An 18020-nucleotide genomic window follows, 5' to 3' on the forward strand; every position below is an offset into this window, starting at 1 on the left:
ATTGCGGGCGTGGCTGCCACCTATGACTTCCCGAGTGACCTCCTCGCCGGTCAGGAGGAGCTGCATCAGGTCCGGGCCGAGCTGTCGGCCCTCCTGAAGCGGCTCCCCTGGTCGGTCGTGCCGCTGGAGGGGTTCAGCGACGGCGGCGGCTGGCGCAAGGTGGAGCGCCCCGCCTCCCCGGGCTGGACCGAGGACGAACAGGCCGAGGTGGAGAAGCTGCGCCGCCGCGAACACGAACTCGCGGTCTTCGTCAGCGGCCATCGCTTCTGGGCGGAGGTCACGGCGCCGGACCGGGTGGCCGCCCGAAGCCGCCTCAAGCACGCGCGCGAGGAGGACTGAGAACGGAAAGAGGACCCCGGCCGATCCGGCCGGGGTCCTCCCACACGTGGGCGCGGACGGTTTCGAACCGCCGACATCCTGCTTGTAAGGCAGGCGCTCTACCCCTGAGCTACGCACCCTGAACGAGTCGACAGCCTACATTGCCCGGGGCAGTGTCCCGCAAACCCGTATCCGGTGCGAACGCCCGGTGAATGCCGCGGACCGATTCCGGGAACCGCGAACTGACCGGCTCGTGTGTTCGTCTTTCACGAGTGGGAGAATTGCAGCAGCCGCCAGGACACAGGGCGCACCGTGGCACGGGAGAGGGAGAAGTGACGGGGACATCGGCGACTTCGGCGGTATCCGAGCAGTCGTACCCGACTCCCGTACGGGCCCGGCGCACGCCGGTCCGGGATGTTCTGGCGCTGATGAGCCTGCCGTTGCTCGCCGTGCTCGTGGTGCCGGGGGCGTTCGCCGGGGGCGGGACGCGGCGGTGGTTCGGGGGGCGGGCGGACGCCCAGCGGGCCGAGGCGCAGGCGGCCAAGGACGCCGCGGCGGGCGCCTTCTACGAGCTGGACACCGCCCAGCGGGATCTGCGGATCTCCATAGAGACCATCTCCGCCGTCGACGACACTCCGGCCGCCCGTCGTGCCGTCTCCGACTTCGAGGCGCTCGGGCGGCGGATCGACGAGGTCAGCAACCGGTACATCCAGGCCATCGACGCCTACGACCTGGAGCGGGACGACCTCGAGGCCGCCACGGCGTCGCGGGCGCGGGGGGAGATCTCCGGGGCCAAGGACGAGCTGGTCCGGGTCAAGGGGGAGCTGGACCGGTTCGGGGACTCGCTCGGGCCGCTGCTCGGCAAGGCCGAGACGCAGCTGGCGCGGCTGGCGCCGGCCGTGGAACGGGCCCGGCAGGCGTTGCTGGCAGCCAGCAACGCGCTGGACGCCGTGCGCGGGACCCGGATCAGGGCCGATGAGCTGGCGGCCCGGCTGGCCGCGCTCTCGCCGGAGCTGACGAAGCTCAACCAGGGCGCGGGGCAGCATGGTGTGCAGGCCACCCTGGAGCGGGCCGGGCGGGTGCAGCGGGAGGCCGAGGCCATCCGGGTCGAGGCGGAGCGGCTGCCGGAGAAGGCCGCCGAGATCGATCACCGGCTGGTGAGTCTGCGTACCCGCGCCCAGGCGCTGACGACCCGGGCCGGCCAGGTGGATCCGGTACTGAGCGAGCTGCGGCGGCGGTTCTCGGCGGCCTGCTGGCAGGATCTGCAGCAGGTGCCCCGGCAGGCCGGGGAGAACGTCCGGCAGGCCGAGCAGAAGCTGAAGGAGGCGCAGACCGCGCGGGACGCGCAGAGGTGGGCGGACGCCACCTCGCTGCTGTCGACCGTGCGGGCCCTGCTGAACGGCACCGACGAGGCGGTGTCGGCGGCCGGTGACCGGCTGGCCCGGCTGAACGCCGTGCAGAAGGACCCGCAGGCGGAGATCGACCGGACCCGGTTCGCGATCCGGGACGCGCAGCGACTGGCGATGTCCGGGCGCAACAGTCCCGACCCGCGGCACGCGCGGCCCCTGGACGACGCGGTGGCCCGGCTGGAGCGGGCGGTCGGGGCGCTGGCGGGACGCCATCCCGACTACTGGCACTTCCTGACGGAGACGGAAGCGGTACGGCAGAGCGTGGCGCGGGTCGTCGGGCAGATCCGGGAGGACCGGGGCACCGGGCATCCGTGAGCCGTTGCCGACCGGTCGGTGCGGGCGGATATTGGGTAGGCGACCCGTATTCGAGATCAGGAGGCGGACATGGCCTCACATCCAGCGCATCCGGAGACGCGTCGGCGGCAGATCCTGTTCGACGAGGCGATGCCCGTCGACCACCGCCTGAACATGGTCTACCGGATCGGGGCGGGCCTGATGGGCCTGTTCCTGCTGGCCTTCGGCATCCTCGGGCTCACCGACAACATCGGGTTCTTCGACACCGGCGGCAACACGGCGATCGGTCTGAACACCAACGGCACGCTGAGCGTGCTGTCGGTCTGTGTCGGGCTGCTGCTGTTCGTCGGGATGGTGATCGGCGGGAACTTCGCGTCCACCCTGAACATGGTGCTCGGGGTGCTGTTCATCCTGAACGGCTTCCTGTTCCTGGCCCTGCTCGACACGGACTCGAACTTCCTGGCCTTCAGGATCCAGAACGTGCTGTTCAGTTTCGTGGTGGGCATCGTGCTGATGGTGTTCGGGATGTACGGCAGGGTCAGTACGAACCTGCCGCACGACAACCCCTACTGGCGGGCCCGCCACCCCGAGGCGGAGCAGCGGGCCCTCACCGCACGTGATCAGGTGCGGTAGGCGTAGTAGTACGCGTTCGGGTACGAGGCGACGAGGCTCGCCACCGACCTGCGCAGGGTGTTGTTCGAGTGGTACGTGACGTACGGGACGCCGTTGCTCTTGTACGTCACGATCATCGTGTGGTCCTTCGAACCGTCGCGGTCGAAGTCCATCTGGATGACGTCGCCGACTTCCGCCTGGTAGACGTTGGCGAGCGGCTGGGTCCGCTTGGAGTTCTGGGCGAACCAGGACCACTCGTTGACGCCGACGAACGAGTCGGACTGGATGTCGGCGGTGCCGAACCACTTCGTGTAGTCGTAGACGTAGCCCGGGACGTGCTTCCAGCCGCCGGCCTTCAGGGACTGACTGACGAAGTTCGTGCAGTCGCCGCCGTCCGCGTGGCCGTTGAAGTCCGGGTAGTCCTTGTTGTAGACGTTCCAGTACTTCTCGGCGTAGGCCGCCATGGCCTTGTAGTCGTACGTGGTGCTGGTCTTCGGGACGGCCACCGGGTTGCGGGTGGTGGTCGCGCGCGGGGCGTTCGGCATGGTGTCGCCGTCGTCGCCGGTGGCGGGCGCCTTGACCGAGGGCTTGGACAGGGTGTTGACGGCGAGGCCGCCGTCGTCCGTGTCCTTGATGGTGGTGAGCTGCCAGGTGCCCTGCCGGTCCGCCTTGAAGGTCAGCTCGTGGTGGGACTGGAAGCCGGTGGTCTTCGGCGCGTTGCCGGTGGCCTTCGCGTAGGTCAGCGTCGTGGTCTCGGTGACGTCGGCCTTCGCGGTACGGCCGGTGACCCGGGTCGCGTCGAGCGTGACCCGGGTGTTGCCGGCGCTGTACGTCTCGCCCAGCTTGGCGAGGCTGTTCTGGCGGCCGCGCAGCTGGGTCAGCGCGGAGTTCTCGTCACGCGACTGGGTGCTGGACATGCGGACGTCGCCGGAGAAGCGGGACGTGCTCTGCTTCGTGGTGGCCCCGTGCACGAGGGCCTGGGTGCGGTCGGTGAAGACCGCGTCGGCCAGCTTCTGGAAGGTCGCCTTGGTCGCGGCGTCCACGGTCGGATCGTCGACGACGGCCGCGCCCGCGCTCCAGTTGGGCACGAGGGCGACGCCGGCGACGACCGAGGCCGCCGCCGCCGTGACTATGGCCGTACGGCTGCGCTTACGGCTCAGTTTTCTGGATTTCAATGGTGTTTCCCCTCTACGCCGGTACACCTACCGGGCGACGGCATCTTCGCACGGCGTGTGTGGCTGCTGTGAAGGGGGTTGCAGAACTGGAATCAGCCGTCAGCGAGCCTCACTTGACGATGGCCGACCAGTCGGCCGGGGCCTGCGCCGGGTCCAGGGAGCGCAGCCGGGCCAGGGTCTGCGGGTCCTGGGCGTCCATCCAGTCGGAGAGTTCCTTGAAGGAGACGCATTTGACGCCCTTCTTGGTGCAGATCTTCGGGATGATCTGGTCGATGGCCTTCATGTAGATGCTGCCGTTCCAGTCCTCGAAGTGGTTGCCGATGAACAGCGGGGCCCGGCTGCCGTAGTAGACGCGGTTGAAGCCGTTCATGTAGGAGTCGACGGTCTGCTGTTCCCAGGTGGCGTACTGGGACGGGTCGCCGTCGACCTCTCCGTTGGACTGGTTGTAGAGGAAGTTGAAGTCCATCGACAGGGCCTGGATGTTGTTGCCGTAGGGCAGCAGTTCCAGCGGGAAGTTCCAGAGGCCGTCCTTCTTGGACGGCCATATCTGGTAGTCACCGGGGGAGCTGGCGTCGTACCTCCAGTGGTAGCCGTACTTCTGCAGGGCCTTGAGCAGGTTGGGCTGGCCCTCCAGGCAGGGGGCGCGACCGCCGACGACCTCCTGCTTGAAGTCGAAGGGCAGGGCGGGTATGTCCTTGAAGCCGGTGTTGGTCTTCCAGTTCTCCACGAAGTCGTAGAACTGGTCGATCTCGCTCTTCCACTGGGCGACGCTCCACTCGCCGCCGCCCTTCTTCTCGCAGAAGTGGCCGTTGAAGTGGGTGCCGATCTCGTTGCCCTGGTCGTAGGCCTCGCGCAGCTGCTCCAGCGTGGTGCGGATGTGGGCGTCGGTGGCGTAGTCGATCGCGGCGTCGCCCGGGGAGTGCATGGGCCCGGTGTAGAGCGTCTTCTTGCTCTTGGGCAGCAGGTAGATGCCGGTGAGGAAGAAGGTCATGTGGGCGTTGTACTCCTTGGCCATCTCCCGGTAGTGCGAGAAGAGATGGTCGTCGCCCTCCAGGGCGCCGTCCCAGGAGAAGACCACGAACTGGGGCGGTTTCTCACCGGGCTTGAGCTTCTCCGGCTTCAACTGGCCCTTTTGCGGACCGGTGTACGACGTGGAGCCGTCCCCGAGGACCTTGGTCCTGCCGTCCCACTTCGGGCTCGCCGACGCCGACGGGGCGGCATTCTTGCTGCCGGCCGCGGTGGGCGCGGTGTCGTCCTGTCTGGAGAGCACCAGATAGCCCGCGACGAGGGAGGTCACGACGAGGAAGGCGGCCAGGGTCAGGAACTCCGGGCGGGCTGGACGGCGGTCGCGGGTGGGTGCCTTGCGACGGTGGCCGCCGGTTGTCGACTTCGTGCGGGGCTTCATGCGGGGCTCATTCTGCGGGTGGAGTGGGGAGCTGTCGGCTTCGGTGGTCAGTCAAGGCCCATGGCCTTGGCCCAGACCGCGTAGGGGACGCTTTCCTCGCCACTGCCGGCGAGTCCCTTCAGCGGGAGCGGCTCCAGGGATGTGTTCAGGTCGATGCGGTAGACGACGACGGACGTGGTCACGGAGTCCGCCGTGCCGGTGTACCAGGAGGCGGTGTCCTTTCCGGAGGCCTTGGTGCTGCCCGCCTTGCCCGCCACCCCGCTGCCGGCCGTGGCGCCCGGATGGGCGAGGCGGAACGAATCGGTGAGCGCCTGTTCGACGTCCTGGGCGACGTCGTCGCGGACGGCGCGGGCCGGCTTCGGGGTGTCGAGGGCGACCCGGCGGCCGTTGCGGGTGATCTTGGCGACCGAGTACGGCTCGGTGTGGGTACCACCGGCCGCGAAGGTCGCGTAGCCGCTCGCCATGCGGATCGCGCTGGGGGTGGAACTGCCCATGGACAGTGCCGGCACCTGCGCCCCGATGCTGTCGGAGAGCAGCCCGGAGGCGACCGCGGTGGACCGCACCCGGTCGAGCCCGGTGTCCATGCCGAGTTGCATGAACGGCGTGTTCACGGACCGGGTGAGGGCCTGGGCCAGGCTGATCTGCCCGTAGGACGTGCCGTCGTCGTTGTTCGCGAAGACCTTCTTGCCGCTGCGGTCCCAGTACGGCCCGTCCGGTGTCGTCACCGGGATCTTGTCGTCGCCGTCGTAGAGCGTCTCCGGGGTGACCGGGGTGGCGGTCCCGCCGCGTTCCTTGTGGACGCCGTTCTGGAGGGCGGCGGCATAGACGAAGGGCAGGAAGGAGCTGCCGGCCGGGACGGTGGTCGAGTTGGACTCGTTGAAGCCCTGTCTGCGGTGGTCGGGTCCGCCGTACACGGCGACGATCCGCCCGTCGGTGGCGACCGAGGCGGCGCCGTAGTGCGCGGCCTCGGCGAGCTTCGGGTCGCTCTCCTTGGCCTCCTTGCGGGCCTTGGTGACCGCCTTGGTGAGGATGTCCTCCTTCTTGCGGTCGAACGTCGTGTAGATCTGGTATCCGCCGAGGTCGAACTGTTTGTCCGAGATGTGGGCGGACTTCTTGGCGTACTGCTGGGCCAGTTCCACCAGGTAGTCGCTCTGACTGCCGGTGTCGTAGACCTTGTTGTTCTTGATCGGCTCCGGGAAGGTCCTGTACTTGGCCCGCTCGGCGGGCGACAGCTTGCCGATCTTGACCATCCGGTCCAGGATCCAGGACCAGCGTTCCACCGCCCGCTTGTGGTTGGCCTTGCTCAGCGTCGGGTCGTAGAGCCCGGCGCCCTTGAGCAGCGAGGCGAGCATGGCGGCCTGGCTGGCGTTCAGCTGGCTGACGTCCTTGCCGTAGTAGGCCTGGGCGGCTCGCTGGATGCCGTAGGTCCCCCGGCCGAACCAGCTGGTGTTGAGGTAGCCCTCCAGGATCTGGTCCTTGCTCATCCTGTTGTCGAGCTTGAGGGAGATCATCGCCTCGGTGAATTTACGGCTCACCGTCTGGTTCTGTGTCAGATAGACGTTTTTCACATATTGCTGAGTAATGGTCGATCCGCCTTCGGTGTCTCCTTCACCGATCGTGCGGTACAGGGCGCGGGTGATGCCCTTGACCGAAATGCCGGGGTCCGAGTAGAAACTCTCGTTCTCCGCCGCGAGAACCGCCCAGCGCACGTCCACGGGTATGTCCTTGAGCGGCATGTCCTGCCGCTGCACCCAGCCGGTCCGGGCCATCGGGGTGCCGTCGGACCAGAAGTAGACGTTGTCCTGCTGGGTGGCGTACGTGTTGAGGTTGGACGGTATGTCCGTGGCCGCGTAGGCGACGACGAGGAACAGCCCGGTCAGGCCGATGCCGCCGAGGACGCCGCCCAGCCACTGCCGCCAGGACGGCATCCAGCGCCGCCAGCCGGTCCGGCCGGGCCGCGGGTACATCGGCCGCAGCTTCCGCGCGTACGGGGCCAGTGGCGCGAGTCGGGGCCCCACGAGGGCCCGGAATCCCGCCACCGCCGCCAGCGCCCTCTCACGCGGCGACAGGCGGGCGCTACGGCGCCGCTCGGCACGGCCGCCCGCAGCCGCCGACTCCGGCTCCGGCTGCCGCTGTTCGGGCACCCGGATCTGCATCGTGGCCTCCGCCCGCAGGGCGTCCACCTTCAGATGCAGGGTCTCGTCGTGCCGTGGCGGAGCCGGCTCGCCGCCCCGCTCGCCCTTGGCCGTCTTCGCCGCTTTCCCCGTCTCGGAGTCGGCGGCCCGCTGTGCGTGCAGCTCCTTCCACAGGGACTCCGCCTTGCTTCGTGCGAGCTCCTGCGCACGCTGAGCGTCTTCGCCCTTCTGCCGCAGAGCATGCTCCGCACGCAGGCCGTCGACCTTCAGATGCAGGGTCGCGTCCGGCTCGAACGGCTTTCGATCCCGGGATCCGGCCTGGTCATTGCCGTCTTCCGGGTCGCCCGTCCGCTCCGTTGCGTCCGTCACGACTGCGTCTCCCCTCGCACTCGGTCTTGCGCGCGCGGTTAGACACGACGGGTGGCAGGACCGCGGTGGGCGCGGCGCTGCGAGCCCCCCTCAACCCCCGGTCTTTCGGCTCCTCGCGGCCAGCTTAAATTATCAGCGATCTTTTCAATATCTCCGCACAAGTATCGGACAGAAAGGAACACTCATGAAATTCTGAGGTGCAGTGATGCCCATCACTCCCTCAGTACTCCCGTTAGCCTGTCCCCATGCCCCGCTACGAGTACCGCTGCCGCACCTGCGGCGACACCTTCGAACTGTCCCGCCCCATGGCCGAGTCGTCCGCCCCCGCAGCATGCCCTCAGGGGCATGAAGACACCGTAAAGCTCTTGTCCACGGTGGCGGTGGGCGGCACCGCCTCCACGCCCGCCCCCGCCCCCGCCCCCGGTGCGGGCGGCGGCGGTTGCTGCGGCGGCGGTTGCTGCGGCTAACCCTCGCCGCGGACCGTCCGCAGGAATTCCCGCAGGATTCGTTCCCCGGCGAGCACTCCGCGTTCCGGCAGTGCGACGACGGCCGGCCCGGCCCATCCGGCGTCGGCCAACTCGCCGTGCCCCGGGCGCCAGCCACGGTCCGCGGCCAGCAGCAGGTCGGCGTCGAGCAGCGAGTCCCCGGCGGCCAGCGTCAGCACGGCCCCGGTCCGCCGCGCGACCTCCCGCATCGCCGCGCTCTTCGTCAGCGGCTTCGGCACGGCGTAGATCTTCCGCCCCTGCAACGACACCGTCCAGCCGCGGTTCTCCGCCCACGCCGCGAGGTTCTTCACCCATTCCCCGGGCAGCAGTTCCCGTTCCACGACCAGATAGGCGAACAGGTCCTCCGCGACCCGGAGTTTGCGCAGCCACACCGGGTCGGCGTGCTCCGACAGATACGCGCACACCTCCTCCAGCGGCGCGCACTCCTCGGCCAGCCGCGCCTGCACCCACTCGTGCCAGTCCCCGTCGGACACCCCGTCCACCAGCAGATGGCCGCCGTTGGCGCAGATGGCGTACCGCGGCGCGGGCCCCGGCAGGTTGATCCGCTCGTACTGCTTGCGGGTCCGGGTGGTCGTCGGCACGAAGACGGCAGCGTCGCCGAGCTCGGTCAGCAACTGCGCGGAGGTCTCGGTCAGGTAGGACAGCGGCCTGCTCTCGTGCACCTCGACGCAGAGCAGCCGGGGCGCCCGCGCGTCCGGCATGGTCAGGGAGAGCGCGCCCGCCGAGTAGATGAGCGTACGGTCGAGGTCGCTGGCCACCAGCACGGGCATCAGCCGTTCACCGCCCTGCCGTCGGCGCCGGTCGCCCCGCGCGTGTACCTGGGATGGATCAACCCGACACAGGTGTACGGCAGTTCACCGACCTCCTCGACGGGCACACCGCGCTGCTCGGCCAGCAGCCGCACATGGTCGAGGTCGGCTCCCGCCCCGGCCCGCGCCAGGATCTTCCAGGGCACCCGGCGCAGCAGCACCCGGGTGGTCTCCCCCACCCCCGGCTTGACGAGGTTCACGTCGTGGATGCCGTACTCCTCGCTGATCCGCTCGACGGCCGCCCAGCCCTCCCAGGTCGGCGTGCGGTCCGCGACCGCCAGCTCCTTGACGGCCGCGTCCACCGCGTCGACGGCCTCCCCGAACCGGTCGGCGACCGCGTCCAGGAACGCCACCGACACATCGGCCCCGGCCAGCTCGCGGTAGAACTTCGCGCCGTGGAAGTCGTCGGGGCCCACCAGGTCGGCCCGCAGCACGGTCCGTGAGATCAGCCCGGAGACGGTCGAGTTGAGGCAGGCGGAGGGGATCAGGAAGTCCTCCCGGGTGCCGTACGTCCGCACGCACGACCCGGGGTCCGCGAGCACCGCGATCTCCGGGTCGAACCCGCAGACGCCCTCGCGCTCCTCGAACTCCGCGACCGCGTCGGCGAGTTCCCGGGTGATCGCGCCCTTGCCGGTCCAGCCGTCCACGAACACGACGTCCCGCGGGTCGTGACGGTTCGCCAGCCAGCGCAGCGCGTTCGCGTCGATACCGCGGCCGCGCACGATCGACACCGCGTAGTGCGGCAGGTCGAGGTCGTACCTGAACCGCGCCCAGCGGCGCATCAGGACGCCCACCGGGGTCCCGGCGCGGGCCAGCGAGACGAGTACCGGCCGGGCCGGCCGTTCGGCCAGGACGGTCTCCGTGACGACCCCGACCGCCTGTGCGATCCGGGCGGCCGAGGTCTCCAGTGCCGCGTGGAAGAGCGCCTGGTACCGCTCGCTCGGCTGGTACTCGACCGGCAGCGACTCCGCGTAGTGCGCGCCGCCGCTCTGGATCGCCTCCTCGCGCTCCTCGGTCGGCGCCTCCAGCGTGACGTCCGAGAGGTCCTGGAGCAGCCAGCCGACGTCCTCCGGCGGGTACGAGGAGAAGGCGGGGCCGCGGAGGGGCTCGGGCAGCATGGCGGGGCTCTCTTCGGTCAGCGCGGGGACGTACGACGGTACAACCGCGAGCAGGACATGCGGGACATACGCGCCGAGCCGGGCCAACAGACCGTCCGGGGCGTGCAGTTCGGGGGTGTCACCGGCCGAGTCGACGAAGACGACCACGGCGTCGAAGCCGGCGCCGGCCACGTTGTACGCGTAGCGCTCGCCGGGGCCGTCGGCGGGGTCGTCGTGGGCCGGGAAGACGAGCCGGCTGCGGATGGCGTAACCGGGGTCGTCGACGGCCAGCACGGGCGAACGGGTGGTCGTGGAGTACCGCACCTCGGCGGCGACGAGGGGCTCCAGCTCGCGGGCGACCCGGAGGGGGGCGTACATCAGCTCCTCGAAGCCGAGCGTGAGCACGCGGCGGGCGCCCAGGGGCAGCGCCTCGGCGAGGCGTGCGGCCATGGCCGGGAGGGCCGTCTCGAGGCGTATTCGGTGAGCGGGGGTGAATCCGTGCCGTCCCCCGTCGGGGAGACCGTGCGGCCAGTGCAGGTCGACGCGGGTGACGTTGCCGGTCGTCCGCGGGCCGGTGGGAGCCGTTCGCGCCCCCGCGGCGGTGGCCGCAGTTTCAGCACAGCCCCGCGCCCCTGGGCGGGGGGACTGGCCGTCGGCCTCAGGATCAACCGCGGCAGGGGGTGCGGGGAACCGCGCGCTCAGCCCCGACGGCGCCGCACCCGCCCGGTCCTCCTGCCCGGCACCCTCCTCGTACCGCGCCACCAGCTCCTGCCCTTTCTCCAGCACCCCCGCCGGCAGGCGAACGGTGCCGGAGGCGCCGGCCACCAGGTCCGCCCTGGCGCCGATCTCACCGGCGAGATCCGCGAGGCGCCCCGCGTCCGCCGGTGACCGCATGTCCACCAGGGCCACCACGACGTAACGTTTCCGCGGATAACGGGCGTGCAGATCCCTGATCGTGTTCAGGATCGTGTTGCCCGTGGAGAACTCGTCGTCCACCAGGACCAGCGGGCCCTCGCCGGAGAGCAGGGCGGGATCCTCGGGGAGCAGAAGGTGGGACGTGGCGTGCGAGTGGGACTCCTCGAAGCCGCCGGCCGGGGTCACCCCGGGCACCGGGCGGCGCGTGGAGTGCAGGTAGGGGGCGAGGCCGATACCGTCGGCCACCGCATGCCCGAGGCCGGTGGCCGTCTCGGCGTAGCCCACCACCACCGCCCGGGCCGCCTCCTCGTCACCGAGGAGCTCGCGCACCCGGCGGCCGAGGGTGAACCCGTGGCTGTACACCACAGTCGGCGACTGGGGGACGTGCTTGCCCAGCACGTTGGAGACCAGCAGGTGGGCCCGTTTCGGGTTGCGGCGCAGGGCGAGCCCGAGGAGGGCCCGCAGGCCGTCGTCGCCCACGATGTCCACGCCGAGCCGCTCCGCGACCCAGCTGCCGGACCAGTCCCCGTTGTTCACTGCGATGTTCATGTGCTTCCTGTGCCGTCCGCTAGGGCCCGTCAACCGGGGATTCCGGCGGCGAGCAGCTCCACGAAGCCCACGTCCTCGTTGGCCACGCCGAACACCTCGGCCCGCAGCATGGTCCGCTCGGCCCAGGCGCGGTGCGGCTTCACCTCGTTCATCTTGTTCGTGTACGCCGACCGAAGTACACCCCCACCGCCCCGTTCCGGCCGCAGGATGTCCTGGGCGTCGCAGAACTCCTCGTGACTGACGACCGACAGCGCGTGCACGGGCAGGACGTGCGAGGGGTGGATGCAGGTCTTGCCGAGCAGCCCGTTGGCCTGGTCCAGGGAGATCTCCCTGAGCAGGCCGTCCATGGCGTGCTCGATCAGCCGGTCGCGCAGTTCCACGGCCTGGCCCTCCAGGAAGGGGCTGGTCCGCAGCAACGGCTTGAACATGCGCTCGGGCACCCGGAAGTACTCCCAGACCGGTCCGGTCACGGTGAACCCGGTGCCGTCGGCCCGTCCCAGCATGTTCACCACGTCGGCGATGACGGAGGCGATGATCTGCACGTCGTAGGCGGTCATGTCGGGTGCCCGCCGCAGCCCGTACGACGAGCAGAAGTCGGTCACACCGAGACGCAGCGCCAGCACCTTGTCGCGGTACTTGTCGACGGCGCGGGCGATGCCCTCCAGGGCGTCCACGCGCGTCTCGCGGTACATCAGCTCGGGCGTCTCCAGGACGGGCATCCCGAACAGCCGGCGCCCGCTGCGCGTCTCGGCGCCGTCCAGGGCCTGCAGGAAGGGGATGCCGCGCTCCTCGGTGAACTTAGGGAACACGAAGCCGGACAGCAGCGACACGCTGTCCCCGAGCCGTCTCACCAGATCGGGGATCTGCTCGGGCTCGCGGACCCGGATGAAGAGCAGCGGGACCTCCGCGCCCGCCCGGACCCGGGCGGCCAGGTCGGCGAACTGGCGGACGAGGTTCTCCTCGCCCGCCACCACGTCCTCGTCGCCGATGGAGTCCTCCAGGCACAGCACCATCGAGACCACGCCGACCCGTGCCTGCTTGACGACGTCGTCGGCGAGCCGCTCCCGGGTGGCCGGGCTGTACAACGTGGCGCCCAGGGCGGCCGAGAGCAGCCGGGCGGGGGAGTCGGCGGTGAACTCGCACGGCTCCTGGTGGAAGAGACGCTGGCGCACCTCAGGTGCGATGTGCCCGAAATGACGCATAAAACTCCCCGTGGCGTGGGCCCAGCCTGTGGATTGGGTAAAGGGTGGCCGGTAATAGTACGTACAAAGCCATGTCGAGGGTTCCCGCCGGGCATGAATTCCAGGTAACCCGCCTGTGTCGGGCGCGAGGCCCCCCGCGTTGTCGTGACCAGGACCGAGAGGGCAGGATGACCGCATGACGCACGCGATGCTGAAGGGGTCGAACGTCCCGCTGAAGGCCACCACGGTCCGGGCCGTGCTGCGCTGGACCACCGGGCAGGGAGTTCCGGACGTGGACGCCTCGGCGCTGCTCCTCGGCCCCGACGGACGTGTGCGCTCCGACGAGGACTTCGTCTTCTACAACCAGCCCCGGCACCCGTCCGGGAAGGTCTGGCGGCTCGGCAAGAAACGGGTGGCCGAAGGCCTCACCGACACGATCCAGACAGATCTCTCCGGTGTCGAGCCCAATGTCGGCCGAATCCTCCTGGTCGCGTCGGCGGACGGCATCCCCTTCGAACACGTACCCGCCCTGCGCATCCTGCTGTACGACGCCTCGGCCCCCGACGCCGAGCCGCTGGCCCACTTCGACATCAAGCCGGAGACCGGCGCCGAGACGGCCCTGATCTGCGGCGAGCTGTACCGCAGGGGCGAGGGCTGGAAGTTCCGCGCACTGGGCGAGGGGTACAGCAACGGTCTCAAGGGCCTGGCGACCGACTTCGGCATCTCGGTGGACGAATCGGAGACGCTGGACGAGCCCCAGGCCGCCCAGCCCCTGCCGCCCGAGCAGCCGGCCTCCGTCCCGGCCCAGCCCGCGTACGGGTACCCCCAGCCGGCCTCACCGGCCCCGCAGCCGGCCTACGGCTACCCCCAGCAGCAGCCCCCGTCGGGCTACGGCTATCCCCCGCCGGCCCCGGTCCCGGTGGCCACGGTCCCGAACACGGACTTCCGGCTGCCTCCCCAGGGGCCGCAGTTCATCGGACGATGACGGGGGCCGGACCACCGGCCTACTTCTCCACCTTCGTCTTGTAACCCCGCCCCCACTGCAGCCCCCACCCGTACAACCGGTCCAGCTCGCCCTGGAACCCGTACACGAACTTCACCTCACGCCGGACGACCAGTTCGCCCTTCACGTTCTCGATCATCACCACCGCACAGGACCGGGCCTGCGGATGCCGTTCGTCCAGGCCGATCTCGATCCGCGGCCCGTTGCTCGGGTACAGGGTCACGATCGCGTGGGTGCGGTCGAACGCCGGCGTCTGGTCGTAGATGTACACGAAGACCAGCAACCGCTTGATGTCATCGCGGTGGTCGAGGTTGACGTACATCGTCTCGCCGGACGCCGACCCGAACCGGTCGTCGCCGCTGAGCTTGATGTACGGCGGGGCGTTGACGTCGCCGAGCAGGCCGCCGAGCGGCTGCACGACCCCCTTGCTCCCGTCGGACAGCTCGTACAGCGCCCCGAGGTCGAGGTCGACGTTGACCATGCTCTGCCCGTGCCCGATCACCTCCGGCGGCCTGAGCGCCTTGAAGGGGTGCCGGAACAGGCTGGTCCGCTGCTCGCCGTCGAAGTCGGAGGTCCGCATCCGCCAGCTCAGGTTGATGCGCAGGTTGCCGGTGGCCGCGCCCTGCTTGGTGAGGGACACCTGCTGGTGCCGCTTGGTGAGCTCGATGGAGTTGGACGCGGCGCTGCCCGAGTCGAACTCGGCCGCCCTTCCGCCCAGCAGCCCGTCGAAGAAACCCATTCCCGCCCCCAGAGACTTCCGCCGACGCCTCGGGGCGGCCGACCGCGTCGGCCGCCCCGAACAGAGCGTTCCTCGTGCAGAAGGGTGTCACACCCTTCGTTTTCGGCCCGGTGAGCCGGTTCAGACCCCGGACGGGACCTCAGCCTTCTCGTCCGTCCCCGCATTTCCCTCGGCCGCCGCCAGCCGCTGGTTGCGTCGCACGGACGACCAGAACGACCAGGCGATCAGGACGACGCCGACGAGACCGGTGATGACCTCGTTGATCTCGTACTGGATGGTGACCATCAGGATCACGGCCAGCGCGCCGATCGCGTAGTGGGCGCCGTGCTCCAGGTAGACGTAGTCGTCGAGGGTGCCCTGCCGGACCAGGTAGACCGTGAGCGAACGGACGTACATCGCGCCGATACCGAGGCCGAGGGCCATGAGCACGATGTCGTTGGTGATGGCGAACGCGCCGATCACGCCGTCGAAGGAGAAGGACGCGTCCAGGACCTCCAGGTAGAGGAACATGAAGAACGCGGCCTGACCGGCGAGCACGACCGCCGATTTCTTCTTGCCGGTGCGCTCGGCCTCCTCCTCCGCCTCGTGCTCACGCTCCTCCTCGGCTTCGAGCCGGTCCTCGAAGAAGCCGGAGAGACCACCGACGATCATGTAGGTGATCAGGCCGGCGATGCCGGCGATCAGGACCGTCTGCGCCTTGTCGACATGGCCGCCGCCGTGCTGGTGGGCGTGGGTGGCGAAGGTGAAGGAAGTGATCAGCAGGACGATCAGGGCGATGCAGACCGACAGCATGTCGACCTTGCCGAGCTTGGCGAGCGGGCGCTCGATCCAGCGCAGCCACTGGATGTCCCGGTCCTCGAAGATGAAGTCGAGGAAGATCATCAGCAGGAACATGCCGCCGAAGGCGGCGATCGCCGGGTGGGCGTCGGTGACCAGTTCCTGGTAGCGGTCCTTGTTGTTGAGTGCGAGGTCGACGGCCTCGATGGGGCCCATCTTGGCGGTGACCGCGACGATCACGACGGGGAAGACCAGCCGCATGCCGAAGACCGCGATGAGCACACCGACCGTGAGGAAGATCTTCTGCCAGAAGGCATTCATCTTCTTCAGGATTCCGGCGTTGACGACCGCGTTGTCGAACGACAGGGAGATCTCGAGGACGGCCAGGATGGCCACGATCCCGAAAGCCTCCCACCCCCCGTAGAAGACCGCGGCGACCAGGCCGAGCGCGGTGATCGCGAACGACCAGCCGAAGGTTTTCAGAAGCACTGGTTACCCAATCATGGTGTGTGGGGGTACCTCCCAGACGGAGTCTGGAGGAGGATCTCCCCTCGCGCCGTACTCGGCTTTACTCATTGTTGACCACGGAGTCTAGAGGGCATCGGTGTCCTACGGCTCGCGCGGGCCCTGCATCCGGCTGTGACGAGTGCTACGAAACGTTCACACCGAAGTCGAGCGCGATGCCCCGCAGCCCCGACGCGTACCCCTGGCCGACGGCCCTGAACTTCCATTCGCCCTGGTACCGGTAGAGCTCGCCGAAGATCATGGCGGTTTCGCCGGAGGCGTCCTCGCTGAGGTCGTAGCGGGCGAGCTCCTGGCCGTCGGCCTGGTTGACGACCCGGATGAACGCGTTGGAGACCTGCCCGAAAGTCTGGCCGCGCTCGTCGGCCATGTGGATGGAGACCGGGAAGGTGATCTTGTCGACATCGGCCGGCACCTTGGGCAGGTCGACCAGAATCGATTCGTCGTCGCCCTCGCCCTCGCCGGTCAGGTTGTCACCGGTGTGCTCGACCGAGCCGTCGGGGCTCTTGAGCTGGTTGTAGAAGACGAACCACTCGTCACCGAGCACCCGGCCGTCCTTGCACAGCAGCGCGCTGGCGTCCAGGTCGAAGGGGGCGCCGGTGGTGGAGCGGGCGTCCCAGCCGAGTCCGATCATGACGTTGGTGAGGTTCGGTGCGGCCTTGGAGAGGGAGACATTGCCTCCCTTGGCGAGCGTGACGCCCATGGTGATGGTCCTCCCCTAGTGGTGCTTCTCCGGTTGTCCTGCGCGTCCGGCGCCGACCGTAAACGGTGCGGCGCCGGACAGAGCGGACGTGCGAGAGCCAGGGCCCCCGGCCTGGCTCAGACGTTGACGCCGAAGTCCTGGGCGATGCCGCGCAGGCCGGAGGCGTAGCCCTGGCCGATGGCGCGGAACTTCCACTCCGCGCCGTTGCGGTACAGCTCGCCGAAGACCATCGCGGTCTCGGTCGAGGCGTCCTCGGACAGGTCGTAGCGGGCGATCTCGGCGCCGCCCGCCTGGTTCACCACGCGGATGAAGGCGTTGCGGACCTGGCCGAAGGACTGCTGGCGGTTGTCCGCGTCGTAGATCGACACCGGGAAGACGATCTTGTCGACGTCGGCGGGGACCGTGGCCAGGTTGACCTTGATCACCTCGTCGTCGCCCTCGCCCTCGCCGGTGAGGTTGTCGCCCGTGTGCTCGACCGAGCCCTCGGGGCTCTTGAGGTTGTTGAAGAAGACGAAGTTCTGGTCGCTGCCGACCTTGCCCTCGGCGTTCAGCAGCAGCGCGCTGGCGTCCAGGTCGAAGTCGGTGCCGGTGGTGGTCCGGACGTCCCAGCCCAGACCGACGAGGACCGCGGTCAGGCCCGGGGCCTCCTTCGTCAGCGATACGTTGCCGCCCTTGCTGAGGCTGACTCCCACGAGTTCTCCCTTGTGGTGTCCAGGGGCGGGGAGCCCCCGTCGTGCTTCGGATACCGGATCAACGATTCGATCCTAGTGACGGGTTCCCGCCCCCTGCAGGCCCTGGACCCCGAAGAATTACCGGGTGTCGGCCACCTGCACCCCTAGGGGACCGGCGGGCGGTCTACAGGGCGTCGAGGGCCCGCACGTAGTCGTTCAGGTCGCGCGCGTCCGGCAGTGCGTTGACCACGGTCCACCGCACGACGCCCTCCTTGTCGATGACGAAGGTGCCGCGGACCGCGCAGCCCTTGGCCTCGTCGAAGACCTCGTAGGCGCGCGAGGTCTCGCCGTGCGGCCAGAAATCGCTGAGCAGCGGGTACTCCAGGCCTTCCTGCTCGGCGAAGACCCGCAGGGTGTGGATGGAGTCGTTGGAGACGGCGAGCAGCTGGGTGTCCCGGTCCTCGAACTGCGGCAGGTTGTCGCGCAGCTCGCAGAGCTCACCGGTGCACACGCCCGTGAAGGCGAACGGGTAGAAGAGCAGCACGACGTTCTTCTCGCCGCGGAAGTCGGACAGCCTCACGGACCGGCCGTGGTTGTCCTTGAGCTCGAAGTCGGGCGCCTTGTCGCCGACCTGGATCGCCATCGCTGCATCCCTTCGTAAGGGTCTGTTCGGGTGAGAACACCCTATGCGGCGGCCTTCGGGCGGCGATCACGGCAGGCCGGGGGGGGGGGCCGGGCCCCGGGCGGGCGCCCGGCCGGGGGGGGCCGGGGGGGGGCGGGCCCCCCGGCGGGACCAGCCCCCGGGCCGGCGCCGCCGTAGGCCCCCCCACG

The 18020-nt window shown here is 69.4% G+C and carries 16 protein-coding genes and 1 tRNA gene; 5 read left to right on the forward strand and 12 right to left on the reverse strand.

Annotation, left to right across the window (positions count from 1 at the left end; translation table 11 throughout):
- The first annotated feature begins 9 nt into the window (after positions 1-9).
- The gene (locus ACFXI4_RS02985; RefSeq protein ID WP_362713204.1) at positions 10-339 is read left to right on the forward strand and encodes a hypothetical protein; all 330 of its coding nucleotides are present in this window, start codon (positions 10-12) and stop codon (positions 337-339) included.
- A 47-nt stretch (positions 340-386) separates the two neighbouring features.
- Here ACFXI4_RS02985 and ACFXI4_RS02990 read toward each other — a convergent pair.
- Positions 387-458: transfer RNA gene (locus ACFXI4_RS02990), tRNA-Val, on the reverse strand.
- A gap of 288 nt (positions 459-746) precedes the next feature.
- Between ACFXI4_RS02990 and ACFXI4_RS02995 the strand changes: the two genes are divergently transcribed.
- Both ACFXI4_RS02995 and ACFXI4_RS03000 read left to right on the forward strand, forming a co-directional pair.
- A complete protein-coding gene (locus ACFXI4_RS02995; RefSeq protein ID WP_384987621.1) occupies positions 747-2042 on the forward strand; it encodes a hypothetical protein in 1296 nt (431 codons plus the stop codon).
- Positions 2043-2111: 69 nt separating this feature from the next.
- Positions 2112-2654, forward strand: coding sequence for a DUF4383 domain-containing protein (locus ACFXI4_RS03000; RefSeq protein ID WP_384987623.1), 543 nt, complete (start codon positions 2112-2114; stop codon positions 2652-2654).
- On the opposite strand, the gene ACFXI4_RS03005 is transcribed toward ACFXI4_RS03000, so the two are convergent.
- The 3 genes from ACFXI4_RS03005 to ACFXI4_RS03015 form a co-directional block, all read right to left on the reverse strand.
- Positions 2642-3808 carry an amidase domain-containing protein gene (locus tag ACFXI4_RS03005; RefSeq protein ID WP_384987625.1) on the reverse strand — a complete coding sequence of 389 codons (1167 nt, stop codon included), beginning with the start codon at positions 3806-3808 and terminating at the stop codon, positions 2642-2644. The two genes, ACFXI4_RS03000 and ACFXI4_RS03005, sit on opposite strands and share 13 nt — an antisense overlap.
- Positions 3809-3917: 109 nt before the next feature.
- Positions 3918-5213, reverse strand: coding sequence for a hypothetical protein (locus ACFXI4_RS03010; protein WP_384987627.1), 1296 nt, complete (start codon positions 5211-5213; stop codon positions 3918-3920).
- 47 nt (positions 5214-5260) lie between these two features.
- Positions 5261-7717 carry a transglycosylase domain-containing protein gene (locus ACFXI4_RS03015; protein ID WP_384987629.1) on the reverse strand — a complete coding sequence of 819 codons (2457 nt, stop codon included), beginning with the start codon at positions 7715-7717 and terminating at the stop codon, positions 5261-5263.
- 245 nt (positions 7718-7962) lie between these two features.
- Here ACFXI4_RS03015 and ACFXI4_RS03020 point away from each other — a divergent pair, with 245 nt between their 5' ends.
- Positions 7963-8184, forward strand: a complete 222-nt coding sequence (locus ACFXI4_RS03020) for a zinc ribbon domain-containing protein (RefSeq protein ID WP_384987631.1) — start codon at positions 7963-7965, stop codon at positions 8182-8184.
- Here the strand turns inward: ACFXI4_RS03020 and ACFXI4_RS03025 are convergent.
- The 3 genes from ACFXI4_RS03025 to ACFXI4_RS03035 are packed head-to-tail and all read right to left on the reverse strand — an operon-like array spanning position 8181 to position 12795.
- Positions 8181-8993, reverse strand: coding sequence for an HAD family hydrolase (locus ACFXI4_RS03025; protein WP_384987633.1), 813 nt, complete (start codon positions 8991-8993; stop codon positions 8181-8183). The genes ACFXI4_RS03020 and ACFXI4_RS03025 overlap by 4 nt on opposite strands.
- The gene (locus ACFXI4_RS03030) at positions 8993-11593 is read right to left on the reverse strand and encodes a phosphoribosyltransferase (RefSeq protein WP_384987635.1); all 2601 of its coding nucleotides are present in this window, start codon (positions 11591-11593) and stop codon (positions 8993-8995) included. The genes ACFXI4_RS03025 and ACFXI4_RS03030 overlap by 1 nt, the downstream gene beginning before the upstream one ends.
- A gap of 29 nt (positions 11594-11622) precedes the next feature.
- Positions 11623-12795, reverse strand: a complete 1173-nt coding sequence (locus ACFXI4_RS03035) for an HpcH/HpaI aldolase/citrate lyase family protein (protein ID WP_384987637.1) — start codon at positions 12793-12795, stop codon at positions 11623-11625.
- Between the two features lie 175 nt (positions 12796-12970).
- Here ACFXI4_RS03035 and ACFXI4_RS03040 point away from each other — a divergent pair, with 175 nt between their 5' ends.
- Entirely contained in the window at positions 12971-13759 is a 789-nt protein-coding gene (locus ACFXI4_RS03040; protein ID WP_384987639.1) for a TerD family protein, read from the forward strand.
- A 19-nt stretch (positions 13760-13778) separates the two neighbouring features.
- On the opposite strand, the gene ACFXI4_RS03045 is transcribed toward ACFXI4_RS03040, so the two are convergent.
- From ACFXI4_RS03045 to ACFXI4_RS03065, 5 genes are all read right to left on the reverse strand, one after another.
- Complete coding sequence (locus ACFXI4_RS03045; RefSeq protein WP_384987641.1) at positions 13779-14516, reverse strand: Tellurium resistance; 738 nt, start codon at positions 14514-14516, stop codon at positions 13779-13781.
- Between the two features lie 120 nt (positions 14517-14636).
- Positions 14637-15782, reverse strand: coding sequence for a DUF475 domain-containing protein (locus ACFXI4_RS03050; RefSeq protein WP_362713187.1), 1146 nt, complete (start codon positions 15780-15782; stop codon positions 14637-14639).
- 160 nt (positions 15783-15942) lie between these two features.
- Positions 15943-16518, reverse strand: a complete 576-nt coding sequence (locus tag ACFXI4_RS03055; protein WP_362713186.1) for a TerD family protein — start codon at positions 16516-16518, stop codon at positions 15943-15945.
- A 116-nt stretch (positions 16519-16634) separates the two neighbouring features.
- Complete coding sequence (locus ACFXI4_RS03060) at positions 16635-17210, reverse strand: TerD family protein (RefSeq protein WP_384987643.1); 576 nt, start codon at positions 17208-17210, stop codon at positions 16635-16637.
- A 163-nt stretch (positions 17211-17373) separates the two neighbouring features.
- Positions 17374-17832 carry a peroxiredoxin gene (locus ACFXI4_RS03065; RefSeq protein ID WP_362713182.1) on the reverse strand — a complete coding sequence of 153 codons (459 nt, stop codon included), beginning with the start codon at positions 17830-17832 and terminating at the stop codon, positions 17374-17376.
- Positions 17833-18020: the final 188 nt, after the last annotated feature.

The organism is Streptomyces sp. NPDC059224 (assembly GCF_042754285.1).
Lineage (GTDB): Bacteria > Actinomycetota > Actinomycetes > Streptomycetales > Streptomycetaceae > Streptomyces.

Bases quoted from the DNA above. Each gene is read 5' to 3' on its own strand.
- ACFXI4_RS02995 (WP_384987621.1), top strand. From the start codon at position 747: ATGAGCCTGCCGTTGCTCGCCGTGCTCGTGGTGCCGGGGGCGTTCGCC.
- ACFXI4_RS03000 (WP_384987623.1), top strand. From the start codon at position 2,112: ATGGCCTCACATCCAGCGCATCCGGAGACGCGTCGGCGGCAGATCCTG.
- ACFXI4_RS03010 (WP_384987627.1), bottom strand. From the start codon at position 5,213: ATGAAGCCCCGCACGAAGTCGACAACCGGCGGCCACCGTCGCAAGGCA.
- ACFXI4_RS03020 (WP_384987631.1), top strand. From the start codon at position 7,963: ATGCCCCGCTACGAGTACCGCTGCCGCACCTGCGGCGACACCTTCGAA.
- ACFXI4_RS03025 (WP_384987633.1), bottom strand. From the start codon at position 8,993: ATGCCCGTGCTGGTGGCCAGCGACCTCGACCGTACGCTCATCTACTCG.
- ACFXI4_RS03030 (WP_384987635.1), bottom strand. From the start codon at position 11,593: ATGAACATCGCAGTGAACAACGGGGACTGGTCCGGCAGCTGGGTCGCG.
- ACFXI4_RS03035 (WP_384987637.1), bottom strand. From the start codon at position 12,795: ATGCGTCATTTCGGGCACATCGCACCTGAGGTGCGCCAGCGTCTCTTC.
- ACFXI4_RS03040 (WP_384987639.1), top strand. From the start codon at position 12,971: ATGACGCACGCGATGCTGAAGGGGTCGAACGTCCCGCTGAAGGCCACC.
- ACFXI4_RS03045 (WP_384987641.1), bottom strand. From the start codon at position 14,516: ATGGGTTTCTTCGACGGGCTGCTGGGCGGAAGGGCGGCCGAGTTCGAC.
- ACFXI4_RS03055 (WP_362713186.1), bottom strand. From the start codon at position 16,518: ATGGGCGTCACGCTCGCCAAGGGAGGCAATGTCTCCCTCTCCAAGGCC.
- ACFXI4_RS03065 (WP_362713182.1), bottom strand. From the start codon at position 17,832: ATGGCGATCCAGGTCGGCGACAAGGCGCCCGACTTCGAGCTCAAGGAC.